Origin of the sequence: Shinella zoogloeoides, assembly GCF_030733845.1 — a bacterium.
GTDB lineage: Bacteria > Pseudomonadota > Alphaproteobacteria > Rhizobiales > Rhizobiaceae > Shinella > Shinella zoogloeoides_C.
Map to the genome: position 1 here is coordinate 236063 of NZ_CP132311.1, position 13923 is coordinate 249985.

Annotated in this window: 14 protein-coding genes and 2 tRNA genes; 5 read left to right on the forward strand and 11 right to left on the reverse strand. The window is 66.2% G+C overall.

Annotation, left to right across the window (positions count from 1 at the left end; genetic code table 11):
• Positions 1 to 32 precede the first annotated feature (32 nt).
• From Q9316_RS02125 to Q9316_RS02170, 10 genes are all read right to left on the reverse strand, one after another.
• Positions 33 to 108, reverse strand: a tRNA-Phe gene (locus tag Q9316_RS02125).
• A 174-nt stretch (positions 109 to 282) separates the two neighbouring features.
• The gene (gene yacG / locus Q9316_RS02130) at positions 283 to 492 is read right to left on the reverse strand and encodes a DNA gyrase inhibitor YacG (protein ID WP_306033621.1); all 210 of its coding nucleotides are present in this window, start codon (positions 490 to 492) and stop codon (positions 283 to 285) included.
• A gap of 1 nt (position 493) precedes the next feature.
• Positions 494 to 1114: a Maf-like protein gene (locus Q9316_RS02135; RefSeq protein WP_306033622.1), complete on the reverse strand. Its 621-nt coding sequence runs from the start codon at positions 1112 to 1114 to the stop codon at positions 494 to 496.
• Positions 1115 to 1204: 90 nt separating this feature from the next.
• On the reverse strand, positions 1205 to 1423 hold the full coding sequence (gene infA / locus Q9316_RS02140; protein ID WP_004435948.1) for a translation initiation factor IF-1: 219 nt from the start codon (positions 1421 to 1423) through the stop codon (positions 1205 to 1207).
• A gap of 145 nt (positions 1424 to 1568) precedes the next feature.
• The gene (locus Q9316_RS02145; protein WP_306033623.1) at positions 1569 to 2030 is read right to left on the reverse strand and encodes an arsenate-mycothiol transferase ArsC; all 462 of its coding nucleotides are present in this window, start codon (positions 2028 to 2030) and stop codon (positions 1569 to 1571) included.
• Positions 2031 to 2034: 4 nt separating this feature from the next.
• Entirely contained in the window at positions 2035 to 2511 is a 477-nt protein-coding gene (locus Q9316_RS02150) for a UPF0262 family protein (RefSeq protein ID WP_306033624.1), read from the reverse strand.
• A gap of 3 nt (positions 2512 to 2514) precedes the next feature.
• On the reverse strand, positions 2515 to 3813 hold the full coding sequence (gene hisD, locus Q9316_RS02155) for a histidinol dehydrogenase (RefSeq protein ID WP_306033625.1): 1299 nt from the start codon (positions 3811 to 3813) through the stop codon (positions 2515 to 2517).
• 47 nt (positions 3814 to 3860) lie between these two features.
• Positions 3861 to 4298: a DUF2948 family protein gene (locus tag Q9316_RS02160; RefSeq protein WP_306033626.1), complete on the reverse strand. Its 438-nt coding sequence runs from the start codon at positions 4296 to 4298 to the stop codon at positions 3861 to 3863.
• Between the two features lie 101 nt (positions 4299 to 4399).
• Positions 4400 to 5692, reverse strand: a complete 1293-nt coding sequence (gene murA / locus Q9316_RS02165; RefSeq protein WP_306033627.1) for a UDP-N-acetylglucosamine 1-carboxyvinyltransferase — start codon at positions 5690 to 5692, stop codon at positions 4400 to 4402.
• A 166-nt stretch (positions 5693 to 5858) separates the two neighbouring features.
• Complete coding sequence (locus Q9316_RS02170; protein ID WP_306033628.1) at positions 5859 to 6059, reverse strand: hypothetical protein; 201 nt, start codon at positions 6057 to 6059, stop codon at positions 5859 to 5861.
• A gap of 149 nt (positions 6060 to 6208) precedes the next feature.
• On the opposite strand from Q9316_RS02170, the gene Q9316_RS02175 reads away from it, so the two are divergent.
• A tRNA-Thr gene (locus Q9316_RS02175) sits at positions 6209 to 6283 on the forward strand.
• Here Q9316_RS02175 and Q9316_RS02180 read toward each other — a convergent pair.
• On the reverse strand, positions 6262 to 7284 hold the full coding sequence (locus Q9316_RS02180) for an AraC family transcriptional regulator (RefSeq protein ID WP_306033629.1): 1023 nt from the start codon (positions 7282 to 7284) through the stop codon (positions 6262 to 6264). The genes Q9316_RS02175 and Q9316_RS02180 overlap by 22 nt on opposite strands.
• Before the next feature lie 79 nt (positions 7285 to 7363).
• Between Q9316_RS02180 and Q9316_RS02185 the strand changes: the two genes are divergently transcribed.
• The 4 genes from Q9316_RS02185 (at position 7364) to Q9316_RS02200 (ending at position 13912) form a co-directional block, all read left to right on the forward strand.
• Positions 7364 to 8554, forward strand: coding sequence for an MFS transporter (locus tag Q9316_RS02185; protein ID WP_306033630.1), 1191 nt, complete (start codon positions 7364 to 7366; stop codon positions 8552 to 8554).
• Between the two features lie 123 nt (positions 8555 to 8677).
• On the forward strand, positions 8678 to 9835 hold the full coding sequence (locus Q9316_RS02190; RefSeq protein WP_306033631.1) for a fumarylacetoacetate hydrolase family protein: 1158 nt from the start codon (positions 8678 to 8680) through the stop codon (positions 9833 to 9835).
• A gap of 1 nt (position 9836) precedes the next feature.
• Positions 9837 to 10304 carry an Lrp/AsnC family transcriptional regulator gene (locus tag Q9316_RS02195; RefSeq protein ID WP_306033632.1) on the forward strand — a complete coding sequence of 156 codons (468 nt, stop codon included), beginning with the start codon at positions 9837 to 9839 and terminating at the stop codon, positions 10302 to 10304.
• A 164-nt stretch (positions 10305 to 10468) separates the two neighbouring features.
• Positions 10469 to 13912, forward strand: a complete 3444-nt coding sequence (locus tag Q9316_RS02200) for an indolepyruvate ferredoxin oxidoreductase family protein (RefSeq protein ID WP_306033633.1) — start codon at positions 10469 to 10471, stop codon at positions 13910 to 13912.
• Positions 13913 to 13923 lie beyond the last annotated feature (11 nt).

Consider the following 13923-nt stretch of genomic DNA (forward strand, 5'->3'; position numbering starts at 1 on the left):
GGGCAGCGGCTGCTTGCATGTGGGGGAAGTGATGGTGCCCGGAGGCGGATTTGAACCACCGACACGCGGATTTTCAATCCGCTGCTCTACCAACTGAGCTATCCGGGCATCCAGGTGGATTTCGCTTGGAAATCCGTGGGGCGCTTGGTTTCGCCCCGGAAGCGAGCGGGGTTATAGCATCTTGCAAAAATGTGTCCAGCCCTATCGGCGGTTTTTTGCCGGAAAAATGGGGTGGTTTGCAAGCTATGGAAAAGATTGCGTTTTTGTCGTGTGACAGGGCTGTCACGTCTCGTCGTCTTCGGCCTTTGCCTCGTCGTCGGCAACGGGGATGGCGTAGGAGCCGGAGAGCCAGCGGTTGAGATCGACGTCGCGGCAGCGGTTCGAGCAGAAGGGGTAGTGCTCGCGCGCCGAGGGGCGCTTGCAGATCGGGCAGGGCACGGCCTTGCGCAGCGGCGCCACCTTCGCGGCCGGTTTCGGGGTCTCGTCCGTCATGTCAGGCGTCCGCCCAGCCGGCGTGCACGTCGAAGCCTTCGCCCGACAGGAGCGTTAGGGTCTCGTAGAGGGGAAGGCCCACGACATTCGTGTAGGAGCCGACGAGCTTGACGACGAAGCTGCCGGCAATGCCCTGGATGGCATAGCCGCCCGCCTTGCCGCGCCACTGGCCGGAGGCGAGGTAATGCTCGATGTCGGTGGTCGACAGGCGCTTGAAGCGGACCTTGGTGTCGATGACCTTCTGGCGCACGGTGCGGTCAGGCGTGATGAGGCAGACGCCGGTGAAGACGCGGTGGCTGCGGCCCGACAGGAGGTGCAGCGCGCTCGATGCCTCGTCGATCATCTCGGTCTTCGGCAGGATGCGCCGGCCGACGGAGACGACCGTGTCGGCGGAAAGGATGTAGCTGCCTGCAAAGGCGGGATCGCCCTTGATGGCGGCCAGCGCCGCCTGCGCCTTGCCGGTCGACAGGCGCCGCGCCAGCGAGCGCGGATGCTCGGAGCGCTTCGGCGTCTCGTCGATGTCCATCGGCATCAGGCGCACGGGCTCGATGCCCGCCTGCGCGAGCAGTTCGACGCGGCGCGGCGAGCCGGAGGCGAGGATGAGCTTGTCGGTCTGCGCCATGATGTCTCCGGGAAAGCGCGGGATGCGCCGCTCTTCGCACGACGGCCGTGGCCGGGCGAGGGTACGGCCCCCGGGCCTGCGAGAAGCGGCTTACTTGAAGCGGTAGGTGATGCGACCCTTGGTGAGGTCGTACGGGGTCATCTCGACCAGCACCTTGTCGCCGGCGAGAACGCGGATGCGGTTCTTGCGCATGCGGCCCGCGGTGTGGGCGATGATCTCGTGCTCGTTTTCGAGCTTGACGCGGAAGGTGGCGTTCGGGAGCAGTTCCGTCACGACGCCGGGAAATTCGAGGACTTCTTCTTTTGCCATCTTTGTGCGGTATTCCTTGAGGGTGGATTCGGGGAGGCTCTATGCCCGCCTCGAAAAAGTTGCCGGAAACTACACAATCCCCAGTGCTTTGTGAACACCGAAGCGCCGGCTTTCTGCATTTGCCTTGTTTACGGCTATTTGCGGCTCAGCCGGGGCCTTTCAGCCGCTTCTCGATGAGGAGCTTCAGGTGCTCGCGGACCTCGCGGTAGGAATGCATGATCTGGTCGCGCGTGCCCGTCGCGGCTGCCGGGTCGGGCGTCGGCCAGTACATGACATCGACGGCCATCGAACGGGTGAGTTCCAGCGCGGCATGGTGCGCCTCGGGGGCCAGCGTCACGATGAGGTCGAAATAATCGTCCTCCAGCTCGTCGAGCGAATGGGGCGCATGCCGGCCGAGCGACAGGCCGACTTCGCCGAGAACGGCATCTACGAAGGGGTCGCGCTCGCCGGGGCGGATGCCGGCGGAAGCGACATAGGTTCCGGGCAGCAGGCTGCGGGCCAGCGTCTCGGCCATGGGCGAGCGCACCGCATTCATGCGGCACATGAAGAGGACCGAACCGGGCGTTCGTGACTTGGCTTTGTCAGGCGATGGGAAAACGCCCTCCATCCGCTCACCCGCGCCAGTAGAGAACGCAGACGAGCGTGAAGAGGCGGCGGGCCGTGTCGAAATCGAACTTGATCTTGCCCGAAAGCCGGTCCAGCAGCGTCTGCGAACCCTCGTTGTGGATGCCGCGGCGACCCATGTCGATCGCCTCGATCTGGCTGGGCGTCGCCGAGCGGATCGCCTGGTAGTAGCTCTCGCAGATCAGGAAATAGTCCTTCACGATGCGCCGGAAGGGTGTCAGCGAGAGGATGTGCGTGGCGACGTCGTCGCCGGCTTCCGTGCGGATGACGAAGACGAGCTTGGAATCGAGAAGGGACAGGTTCAGGCGATAGGGACCGCCGGCATGGCCGATCGGCTCGAAGGTGTTTTCCTCGATGAGGTCGAAGATGGCAACCGCGCGCTCGTGCTCGACATCGGGCGTGGCACGGCCGATCGTATCGTCCAGCACCACGTCGCAGAGGCGGAAGCTGCCCTTCGTGCCCATGCCCTATGTCTCCAGGTTGAGCCGGATGGCGACGGAACGGGCATGCGCGCCGAGCCCTTCGGCCTCGGCAAGCGTGATGGCGGCCGGGCCGAGGGCGCGCAGCTGATCGGGCCCGAGGCGCAGGATGGAGGTGCGCTTCATGTAGTCGAGCACGGAAAGGCCGGAGGAGAAGCGGGCCGAGCGCGCGGTCGGCAGGACGTGGTTCGAGCCGCCGACATAGTCGCCGATGACCTCCGGCGTGTGGCGGCCGACGAAGATGGCGCCGGCATTGCGGATGCCGGGCATCAGCGCGTCGGGATCAGCGGTGGCGATCTCCAAGTGCTCGGCGGCGATGCGGTTTGCCAGCGGCACGGCCTTTTCGAGTTCCGGCACGAGGATGACGGCGCCGAAATCGCGCCAGCTGGCGGCGGCGGTTTCAGAGCGCGCCAGCGTCTTCAGCTGCCGCTCGACGGCGGCCTCGACAGCATCGGCAAGCGCCACGCTGTCGGTGACGAGGATCGACTGGGCGCCGACATCGTGCTCCGCCTGGGCGAGAAGGTCGGCAGCGAGCCAGTCCGGATCGTTGTCGCCGTCGGCGATGATAAGTACTTCGGAGGGGCCGGCGATCATGTCGATGCCGACGGTGCCGAAGACCTGACGCTTGGCGGCGGCCACGAACGCATTGCCGGGGCCGGTGATCTTGGCGACGGGGGCGATCGTCCCGGTGCCGTAGGCGAGCGCGGCGACGGCCTGCGCGCCGCCGATGCGGTAGATCTCGTCGACGCCGGCAATGCGCGCGGCGGCGAGCACGGCCGGATTGATCGCGCCGTCCTTGGCCGGCACGACCATGACGAGGCGCGGCACCCCGGCGACCCGGGCCGGCACGGCGTTCATCAGCACGGAGCTCGGATAGCTCGCAGTGCCGCCGGGCACGTAGAGGCCGACGGCATCGATCGCCGTCCAGCGCGAGCCGAGGCCGACGCCGATATCGTCCTGGTAGATGTCGTCCTTCGGCTTCTGGCGGGCGTGGTGCTTCTCGATACGCTGGGCGGCCAGCTCGAGCGCGGCGATGATCTTCGGATCGACCGCGTCGAAGGCGGCGTCGATCTCCTCCAGCGACACGCGCATGGAGGTGGTGGCGAAATCGAGGCCGTCGAACTTCCTGGAATAGTCGGCCAGCGCCGCGTCGCCGCGGGCGCGCACATCCTCGATGATGGTGCGCACGACGGCGTTGACGTCTTCGGAGACCTCGCGCTTGGTGGTCAGGAAGGCAGCGAACCGGCTTTCGAAATCGCTGCTCTGGTAGTCAAGTCTGATCGCCAAGTCGTTCAAGTCCCTGTCGTCCACCGGCGAAAGCGCCGGACCATGCTTCAAACCGCCGGATGGCGGGGCTTCAAGCTGGTTTCCCATGCTCCGCCGGTATCTGCAAGCTGAACTTCGACGCATTCCACATCGAGCGCGATGGAAGCATTGCCGGAGAGCACGAGTTCCAGCGTTCCGTCCGGCCCTTCGCCGTTCTGGGCGAAGTTCACGGCGAGCAGGGAGAAGACGGCGTCCTTATCCTTGCGGTCGATGCCGAGCGAGCGCACGGCGTTGACGCGCTTGAAGGCGACGACGGCGCGGCGGCGCTCGAAGCTCTTGCCGCGCGCGCCCGCCTTTTCCCAGACGAAGCGATTGACGGCGACCGAAAAGACATGGTGGCGGGCGTCATAGGCAAGGCCGTCGGTCTTGAAGACCGCGTCCTGCAGGTGGGCCGAGACGACGGAAAGGTCTTCCGTGTCGAGGGCAAGCAGTTTCAGGCTGTCCATTTTGTGTCCTTCCCGGGAGATGCCGCCGTTGCGCGGCATCCCTATCGTCGTGAACGAGATAGGACGGCGCGCGGCGGTCTGCAACTCCGCCGCGCGAAAGATCAGTCGCTGACGCGCTCGACGACGGCGCCGCAGCGGGTGAGCTTCTCTTCCAGCCGTTCGAAGCCGCGGTCGAGATGGTAGACGCGCGAGACCATGGTCTCGCCCTCGGCGGCAAGGCCGGCGATGACGAGCGAGACGGAAGCGCGCAGGTCCGTCGCCATGACCGGTGCGCCGCGCAGCCGCTCGACGCCCTCGATCTTGGCCGTCTGGCCGGAGAGCGAGATCTTTGCGCCGAGGCGCGCGAGTTCCTGCACATGCATGAAGCGGTTCTCGAAGATCGTCTCGGTGATGTGCGAAATGCCGCTGGACTTGGTCATCAGGCCCATGAACTGCGCCTGCAGGTCCGTCGGGAAGCCGGGGAAGGGATCGGTCACCACGTCGACCGGCTTGATGCCGCCGCCGTTGCGCACGATGCGGATGCCGCTCTCAGTGGCGGTGATCTCGGCGCCCGAGCGGCGGATCGTTTCGAGCGCCGTGTCGAGCAGCGCCGCATCCGTGCCTTCCAGCACGACGTCGCCGCCGGTCATGGCGACAGCCATGGCATAGGTGCCGGTCTCGATGCGGTCGGGCAGCACTCGGTGGCGTGCGCCGGAAAGCTGGGTGACGCCCTTGATGGTGATGGTCGCCGTGCCGGCGCCCGATATCTTCGCGCCCATGGCGTTGAGGCACTTGGCGAGGTCCTGTACTTCAGGCTCGCGGGCGGCGTTGCCGATGACCGTCGTGCCGCGGGCCAGCGTCGCCGCCATCATCATGACATGCGTCGCGCCGACCGAGACCTTCGGGAAGGTGTAGCGCGCGCCGATCAGGCCGCCTTCGGGCGCCGTCGCCTCGACATAGCCGAGATCGATCTCGATCTTCGCGCCGAGGGCGGCGAGCGCCTCGATGAAGAGATCGACTGGGCGCGTGCCGATGGCGCAGCCGCCGGGCAGCGAGACGCGGGCCTTGCCCTCACGGGCGAGCAGCGGTCCGATGACCCAGAACGAGGCGCGCATCTTCGAGACCAGCTCGTAGGGCGCGGTCGTATCGACGATGTTGCGCGAGGTGAAGTGGACCGTGCGCGAATAGCCCTCGCCCTGGCGCTCGCGGCGGCCGTTGACGGAAATGTCGGCGCCGTGATTGCCGAGGATGCGGATAAGCTGCTCGACATCGGCGAGGTGCGGCACGTTTTCCAGCGTCAGCGTGTCGTCGGTGAGGAGCGACGCGATCATCAGCGGCAGCGCGGCGTTCTTGGCGCCGGAGATCGGGATGACGCCCCGGAGCTCGTTGCCGCCTACAATCCTGATACGATCCATATATGACTACGGGCCGGGCCCGCCTTTCTCAAAGAATATCGGCTTTCGGAGATGGCGGCTTCTTTAGAGCATCGCGATCGAAAAATGAAGAGCATGCCGGCCGCGTGGTGAAACGCACGCCGGTCGCGAACCATCCCCGTCGCCTTCGTGATGAAGACATGTGCGACTAACCGTCCGATTCGTCTTTTTTTGCGGCAGGAAGCCCGCCGGGCAGTCCCGTCGTCTCGTCCGCCGCGCCCGCCCGCCGGGCGCGCGCCTGCTGCTTGCGGCGCTGGAGATTGTCGCGCAGCGTCTTGGCCAGCCGCTCCGCCCTTATCTCCGCTTCCGTCCTGATCTTCCCGCTTTTCGTATCGTCCTTGCCGCTCATGCCTTTCCTTCTAGCGAAACCGGCGCTGTGAAAAAAGCATATGCCGCATCCGATTTGTTGCAATAATCGCAAGCGGCGGCTTGCACTGCCCGATCACCTGTGGCAATAGGCCCTCGCTCACGCGAAAGCAGCCTTCTGCTTCGCAAGATGCTGCTATAGCTCAGGGGTAGAGCACTCCCTTGGTAAGGGAGAGGCCGAGAGTTCAAATCTCTCTAGCAGCACCATTTTTCCTCCCCGTTCTTCCATTCTCTGCCGCACCGGTCGTCGCCTTTCTGCGCGCTTTTCCCGGCGGTTCGCCGACGATGCGTTTGAAGGCGCGGGCGAAGGCGGCTTGGGAGCCGAAGCCGAGGCGGCGGGCGGCGGTGTCGATCGACAGCTTGTCGCGGCGGAACCATTGTTCGGCAAGACGCATGCGCAAGACGAGGACATAGCGTTGCGGGGTGACGCCAGTGACCTCGACGAAGCGCTTTGCGAAGACCGAGCGGGAGCTGCCCATCTCGCGCGCCATCTCGGCGAGCGTCCAGCTGCGGCCGGGCTCGCGGTGGAGGGCGGCGATGACGCGGCCGAGGCGCGGATCGCGCAGCGCCTCGATCCAGCCGGTCGCATCGCCGCAGCCGCATTCCACCCAGCCGCGCACGATGGAGGCGGCGATGACGTCGGCAAGGCGCGCGAGGATGCCGGCCGAGCCGACGCGCTCCTCCGCCATTTCCCGCTCCATAGCGTCGAGCAGCGGCATCAGTTCCGGCTGGCGGCCGATCAGCGCGCCGACCGACATGACCTGCGGCATGAGGCCGACCAGCGGGTGCAGCGTGTCGAGCTCGAACTCCATGCGGCCGGTGAAGATCAGCGTGTCGTTCTCCCGGTTCGTCTCCTTGACGCAGGCCTCCACCGCCGCGACGTCCGAGCAGAGCGGCTTGCGCGTGTAGCTTTCATAGTCGCGCAGCGAAACGTTCGGGCCGGTGACGATCTCGTGCGGCTCGCCGCGCGGCAGGAGCACGGCATCGCCGCACCCGAGCTCACGCTGGGCTTCCCCCGGCGAGCGCAGCGTGACCTTGCCGCGTGCGACGAAATGGAAGCGGGCTTCCGGCCCCGCGGGAAAGCGGACGCCGAAGGGTGGGCTGAGCTGAAGGCGGCCGTAGCTCGCCCCGCGCAGGCGCATGCCCATCAGCAGTTCGCTGACGGCGTCATGGGCATTTTTGGAGGCGTCGGACGATGGATCAAACATTGCGGATAAAATGACATTGTGCGTCCTGCATTTCAACCCACCTGTTGGGGCACGCACTGCAACAGGAAAGGGATGGCAGATGACGGATGCAACAATCGTAGCGCCGGAGAGCGAGGCGGATGCCCGCCCGGCCTGGGGGGCGGTTCTGGCGATGACGCTCGGCGTGTTCGGGCTGGTGGGGGCGGAATTCCTGCCGGCCAGCCTCCTGACGCCGATGGCGGCGGATCTTCGGATTTCCGAAGGCATGGCCGGCCAGGCGGTGACGGCGACGGCCGCCGTGGCGCTGGTGACGAGCCTGGTGATCACCGTGATCACGCGAAATCTCGACCGGCGGCTCGTGCTGATCGGTCTTTCGGTGCTGCTGATCTTTTCCAACCTGCTCGTGGCCATGTCGTCTAACCTCGCCATGCTGCTCGTCGGCCGCGTGCTGCTCGGCATGGCGCTCGGCGGTTTCTGGACGCTGTCGGCGGCGACCATGATGCGGCTGGTGCCGGAAGCCTATGTGGCAAAGGCGCTGTCGGTGATGTTCCTCGGCGTCTCGGCGGCGACGGTCTTCGCGGCGCCGGTCGGAAGCTATGTCGGCGACATCGTCGGCTGGCGGAACGTCTTCCTCGGCGCCGCCGTGCTCGGGGCGATCGCCCTCGTCGTGCAGCTTGCGACGCTGCCCTCGCTGCCGCCGCGCGGCCATTCGCGCTTCGGCACATTGGTCGAGGTGCTGGCGCGGCCGGGTGTCGGCTTCGCCATGTTCGCGATCCTGCTCGTCTTCACCGGCCATTTCGCCTTCTTCACCTATATCAGGCCCTTCCTCGAAACGGTGACGGGGGTCGGCGTCGAGGGCGTGTCGGCCGTGCTGCTCGGCTTCGGCATCGCCACCTTCTTCGGCAATTATCTCGGCGCGGTGCTGCTGGAGCGCTCCATGCGCCTCACCCTGTCGATCATGCCGGTGGTGATGGGCGCGCTTGCGCTCTCGCTCTCGGCCTTCGGCGGCAGCCTTGCCGGCGATGCTGCCATGGTCGCGTTCTGGGGCCTTGCCTTCGGCGCCGTGCCGGTCGCCTGGTCGACCTGGATCACCCGCGCCGTGCCGGACGAGGCCGAAAGCGCCGGCGGCCTCTTTGTCGCGGCGATCAACTTCGCCATCGCGACGGGCGCCGCCGCCGGCGGCGCGCTGTTCGATGCGAACGGCGTGACCAGCGTCTTCGTCGCCAGCGGTGTCGTGCTGTTCCTCGCCGCGCTCACCATCGTCTCGGCGGTGCGCACGCGGCCGGCGTAAGGTCAGGGGGATGGCGGCGCGCCCGCCATCCCTTTCCGGTTTGCGCAAATCGTGCCTTCGCCCTGTTCGCTCCCCTCCTTTTCGGTCTAGAACTCCTGACGAGAAATTCGGGAGGAGCGGCGCGTGGCGGTGACGGCAGGAGATTTTTCGCGGGGAACCTATGTCGGCCGCGTCTGGCGGCCCGATGTACAGGGGCCGGCGGTCGTGGTGCTGCGGGAGGGCAGGCTTTGCGACATCACGTCGAGGGACGTGCCGACCATGCGCGATCTCCTGGAAAAGGACGATCCGGCCGCGGCTGCCCGCGCGACGGCGTGCGAATCCCTGGGCACGCTCGATGCCGTGCTGGAGGCCTCCATCGAAGGCGCCGGCAACTTTTCCCGCCTTCACCTGCTCGCGCCCTGCGATCTTCAGGCGGTGAAGGCGTGCGGCGTCACCTTCGCCCGCTCGATGATCGAACGGGTGATCGAGGAAAAGGCGGCGGGCGATCCGGCGCTGGCGGATAAGATGCGCGGTCGCGTCACGGCCATCATCGGCGACAGCCTGCGCGACTTGAAGGCCGGCTCGGAGGCTGCGGCGAAGGTCAAGGCGGCGCTGATCGAGGAGGGCGTCTGGTCGCAATATCTGGAGGTCGGCATCGGCCCGGATGCGGAGGTCTTCACCAAGGCGCCGGTGCTTGCCTCGGTCGGCTGGGGTGCTTCGGTCGGGCTGCATCCGGTCTCGCGGTGGAACAATCCCGAGCCGGAGATCGTGCTTGCGGTGGACAGCCAGGGCCGCGTGAAGGGTGCGACGCTCGGCAACGACGTGAACCTGCGCGACGTCGAGGGCCGCTCGGCGCTGCTGCTCGGCAAGGCGAAGGACAACAATGCCTCCGCCGCCATCGGTCCGTTCATCCGCCTGTTCGACGAGACCTATTCGATGGACGACGTGCGCACGGCCGATCTCGATCTTCTCATCGAAGGCGAGGACGGCTTCGTGCTAAAGGGCCGCAGCACGATGCGCGAGATCAGCCGCGATCCGCTCGACCTCGTTTCCCAGACCATCGGCAGGCACCATCAATATCCTGACGGTTTCATGCTGTTCATGGGCACGCTCTTTGCGCCCGTCGAGGACCGCGACGCGCCGGGGCAGGGGTTCACGCACAAGGAAGGCGACCGGGTCGCGATCTCGAATGCAGCGCTCGGCAGCCTGGTCAACACCGTGCGTCTTTCCACCGAAGCCCCACCCTGGACCTTCGGCATCGCCGCGCTGATGCGCAACCTTGCCTCACGCGGGCTGCTCTGAGATGGGCGATGGCACGCTGGACGAGACGAGCCGCAAGATCCTTCGGCTTCTGCAGACCGAGCCGGAACTGACGGTCGCCGAGATCGGCGAGCGCGTCGGGCTCAGCCATACGCCGTGCTGGCGGCGTATCAAGGAGATGGAAAAGCAGGGCATCATCCGCGGCCGCATCGTCACGATCGAGCCGAAGCTCGTCGGTTTCGAGGTTTCGGTCTTCTGCTTCGTGCGGCTGAAGCAGCACGACGAGGCGACGCTGCTGGAATTCGAGAAGGCGGTGAAGAACATGCCGGAGGTGGTGCAATGCTACTCGATGACCGGCGACCACGACTATGTGCTGCGCGTGCTGACGAGCAGCGTGCGCCAGTACGAGGAGATCCTGAAAAAGGCTTTGCTGCGCCTGCCCGGTGTCGGTTTCGTCAATTCCAGCTTCGCGCTCGACGAGTTGAAGAACACCCATCGGGTCCCGATCTGACGCGTCCTTAGGATGGCGTTGCGAAAAATGGCCCGCTTTGCGGATGCCATCCCTAAATCGTGATGCCGCAAGGATAAAATAAGGACACGCTCCTCCCAATCCTTGGCTAAGCTCCTACATATGGAGGATGGCTTTCGTGGAGGAGGGCCATCGAGGAGGAAGTCATGCTGAAGCAGAGCTTTTCTCTCGAGGACAAGTATACGGCGGAGGAGGGAAGGATCTTCCTTTCCGGCATCCAGGCGCTCGTGCGCCTGCCGATCGTTCAGATGCGGCGCGATCGCGCCGCGGGGCTGAACACCGCCGCATTCATCTCGGGTTATCGCGGATCGCCGCTCGGCGGCTATGACCAGCAGCTTGCGAAAGCCGGAAAGCACCTGGCGGCGCACGACGTCGTGTTCCGGCCCGGTGTGAACGAGGACCTGGCGGCGACCGCTGTCTGGGGCACGCAGCAACTGCACCTGTCGCCCGGCGCGCGCTACGATGGCGTTTCCGGCTACTGGTACGGCAAGGGGCCGGGCGTCGACCGCTGCGGCGACGTGCTGAAGCACGCCAATGCCGCGGGCACCGCGAAACATGGCGGCGTGCTCTGTTTTGCCGGCGACGACCATTCGGCAAAGTCGTCCTCGATCCCGCACCAGTCGGACCACGCCTTCATGTCGGCGCTGATCCCGGTGCTCTATCCGTCCTCGATCCACGAATTCGTCGAATACGGCCTGCTCGGCACGGCCATGTCGCGCTATTCCGGCTGCTGGGTCGGTATGAAGTTCATCTCCGATACCGTGGAGACGACGGCCTCGGTGGACCTTGCGGGCGAGCGCCGCCAGTTCGTGATCCCCGAAAATTTCGAGTTGCCGCCGGGCGGGCTCAACCTGCGCTGGCCCGATCCGCCGCTGCCGCAGGACGAGCGGCTGCAGACCTACAAGGGTTACGCCGCCATTGCGTTTGCCCGCGCCAACCGGGTTGACGAGGTGACGCATGACGTGCCGCGCGCCCGCTTCGGCATCATCGCCTCGGGCAAGGCCTATGAGGATGTGCTGCAGGCGCTGAAGGAGCTTTCGCTCGGACCGGCCGAGATGGCCGAGATCGGCATGCGCATCTACAAGGTCCGCATGCCCTGGCCGCTGGAGCCGGAGGGCGTGCGCGAATTCTCGCAGGGGCTCGAGGAGGTGCTGGTCGTCGAGGAACGCCGCGAGATCATCGAGAACCAGATCAAGCAGCAGCTCTTCAACTGGCATCCCGGCGAACGGCCGCGTATCATCGGCAAGTTCGACCATCAGGATCATGCGTTCCTGCCGCTTTCTCAGGCGCTGACGGTGGGCATGGTGGCGCGGGCGATCGCCGCGCGGCTCCTGCAATTCGAGTTCGACGCGGGCCTCAAGAAGGTGATCGCCGACGAGCTTGCCTATCTTCTGGAGCGCGAGAAGGTCCGCAAGACCCATGCCGCGCCCATCGAGCGCGTGCCCTATTTCTGCTCGGGCTGTCCGCACAATAGCTCGACGAAAGTGCCGGAAGGCAGCCGGGCGACGGCAGGTATCGGCTGTCACTACATGGTGCAGTGGATGGATCGCTCGACCGCCACCTTCACCCATATGGGCGCCGAGGGCGTGCCGTGGTCGGGCATCGCGCCGTTCACCGACGAGAAGCACATCTTCGTCAATCTCGGCGACGGCACCTACTACCATTCCGGCATCCTGGCGATCCGCCAGTCGGTCGCCGCCGGCGTCAACATCACCTACAAGGTGCTCTACAACGACGCGGTGGCGATGACCGGCGGGCAGGCCGTGGACGGGCCGATCAGCCCCGAGGCGGTGACACGCCAGCTCTTCGACGAGGGCGTCGCGCCGATCTATCTCGTCTCCGACCACCCGGAAGCCTATTCGCCCTCCCTCCTCGCGCCCGGCGTCATCGTGCGCCATCGCGACGAGATGGACCGGGTGATGCGCGACATCCGCGAGGCGCCCGGCTGCTCGGCCATCGTCTATGTACAGGCCTGCGCGGCGGAAAAGCGCCGCCGGCGTTCGCGCGGCCTGATGGAGGACCCGCCGGTCCGCCTGATGATCAACCCGGCCGTCTGCGAAGGCTGCGGCGACTGTTCCACCCAGTCGAACTGCGTCTCCGTCGAACCGCTCGACACGGAACTCGGCCGCAAGCGAAAGATCAACCAGTCGACCTGCAACAAGGACTATTCCTGCCTCAAGGGCTTCTGTCCGTCCTTCGTGACGGTGGAGGGCGGGCGGTTGCGCAAGGGCGCGCGCTCCAACCCTGATATGACCGGCGTTCCCGAGCCCGAGATCGTCCGCATCGGCGACCGTTCCTACAACATCGCCATCGCCGGCATCGGCGGCACGGGCATCCTGACCATCAGCGCCATCCTCGGCATGGCCGCCCATCTCGACGGCAAGTCGCCGATGATCCTGGACATGGCGGGCCTTGCCCAGAAGGGCGGGGCGGTGATGAGCCACCTGCGCATCGGCCTTCATGACCAGGACGTCTCCTCGCCGCGCATCATCACCGGCGGCGCCGACCTGCTGATCGCCGCCGACGACGTGGTGGCATCCTCCAAGGATGCGGTGACGCTCTGCGACCACCACCGCACGACGGGCGTCGTCAATACCCGGCTGACGCCGGTCGCCGATTTCGTGCGCAACCGCGACTTCGACTTCCGCCGCCGTGATGTGGAAGGCACTGTACGCGCGGCGCTGCGTGAGACCTCGCATCTCTTCGACTTCACGACGATCGCCGAGAAGGTCGCCGGCAATGCCATGGCGACGAACATCCTGATGACCGGCTTTGCCTGGCAGAAGGGGCTGATCCCGCTCACCCGCCAGTCCATCGAACAGGCGATCGTGTTGAACGGCGTCGCCGTGGATGCCACGCTCTCCGCCTTCGGCTGGGGGCGGCTGATCGCCGCCGACCCGGCCCGCGCCGAACGCCTCCTGCATACGGGCAAGCCCGCCGAGACGCTGGAGACCATGGCAACGGAAGACCTCATCGCCCATCGCATGAAGCACCTCACAGCCTACCAGAACGCCGCGCTCGCCAGCCGCTACAAGGCGCTGGTCGACCGGGTGCGTGCGGCGGAACGGGTGCTCGGGCCGGACGACCGGCTGACGCGCACTGTAGCGCATGTCTACGCCCAGCTCCTTGCCTACAAGGACGAATATGAGGTGGCGCGGCTCTTCAGCGATCCCTCCTTCAAGGCGGGTCTGGCCGAGCAGTTCGAGGGCCAGTACAAAATCGCCTTCAACCTCGCGCCGCCCTTCCTCAAGGGGGAGGACGCGAACGGGCGGCCGCGCAAGCGCCGCTTCGGCCGCTGGATGCTGCCGGCCTTCGGCCTTCTCGCCGGTCTCAAGGGTCTGCGCGGCACCGCCTTCGATCCGTTCGGCCGCACCGCCGAGCGCCGCATGGAGCGCCGGCTCATCGCCGACTACGAGGCGCAAGTGGCGCATGTGCTGCAGGCCCTTCGCCGCGAAACCCTCGACGCCGCCATTGCGCTTCTTTCGCTTTACGGCGAGATTCGCGGTTATGGTCCGGTGAAGGAGGCGGCGGCGGAGCGGGCGAAGGCGCGCGAGGCGGAAATGCGCAAGGCATTCGATATGGCAGGATAGGAAAAGGCAGT

Coding starts and splice junctions, on each gene's coding strand:
- murA (WP_306033627.1), bottom strand. CDS start 5,692: ATGGATCGTATCAGGATTGTAGGCGGCAACGAGCTCCGGGGCGTCATC.
- Q9316_RS02170 (WP_306033628.1), bottom strand. CDS start 6,059: ATGAGCGGCAAGGACGATACGAAAAGCGGGAAGATCAGGACGGAAGCG.
- Q9316_RS02180 (WP_306033629.1), bottom strand. CDS start 7,284: ATGTTTGATCCATCGTCCGACGCCTCCAAAAATGCCCATGACGCCGTC.
- Q9316_RS02195 (WP_306033632.1), top strand. CDS start 9,837: ATGGGCGATGGCACGCTGGACGAGACGAGCCGCAAGATCCTTCGGCTT.
- Q9316_RS02145 (WP_306033623.1), bottom strand. CDS start 2,030: ATGGAGGGCGTTTTCCCATCGCCTGACAAAGCCAAGTCACGAACGCCC.
- Q9316_RS02160 (WP_306033626.1), bottom strand. CDS start 4,298: ATGGACAGCCTGAAACTGCTTGCCCTCGACACGGAAGACCTTTCCGTC.
- Q9316_RS02185 (WP_306033630.1), top strand. CDS start 7,364: ATGACGGATGCAACAATCGTAGCGCCGGAGAGCGAGGCGGATGCCCGC.
- Q9316_RS02135 (WP_306033622.1), bottom strand. CDS start 1,114: ATGGCGCAGACCGACAAGCTCATCCTCGCCTCCGGCTCGCCGCGCCGC.
- yacG (WP_306033621.1), bottom strand. CDS start 492: ATGACGGACGAGACCCCGAAACCGGCCGCGAAGGTGGCGCCGCTGCGC.
- Q9316_RS02200 (WP_306033633.1), top strand. CDS start 10,469: ATGCTGAAGCAGAGCTTTTCTCTCGAGGACAAGTATACGGCGGAGGAG.
- infA (WP_004435948.1), bottom strand. CDS start 1,423: ATGGCAAAAGAAGAAGTCCTCGAATTTCCCGGCGTCGTGACGGAACTG.
- Q9316_RS02150 (WP_306033624.1), bottom strand. CDS start 2,511: ATGGGCACGAAGGGCAGCTTCCGCCTCTGCGACGTGGTGCTGGACGAT.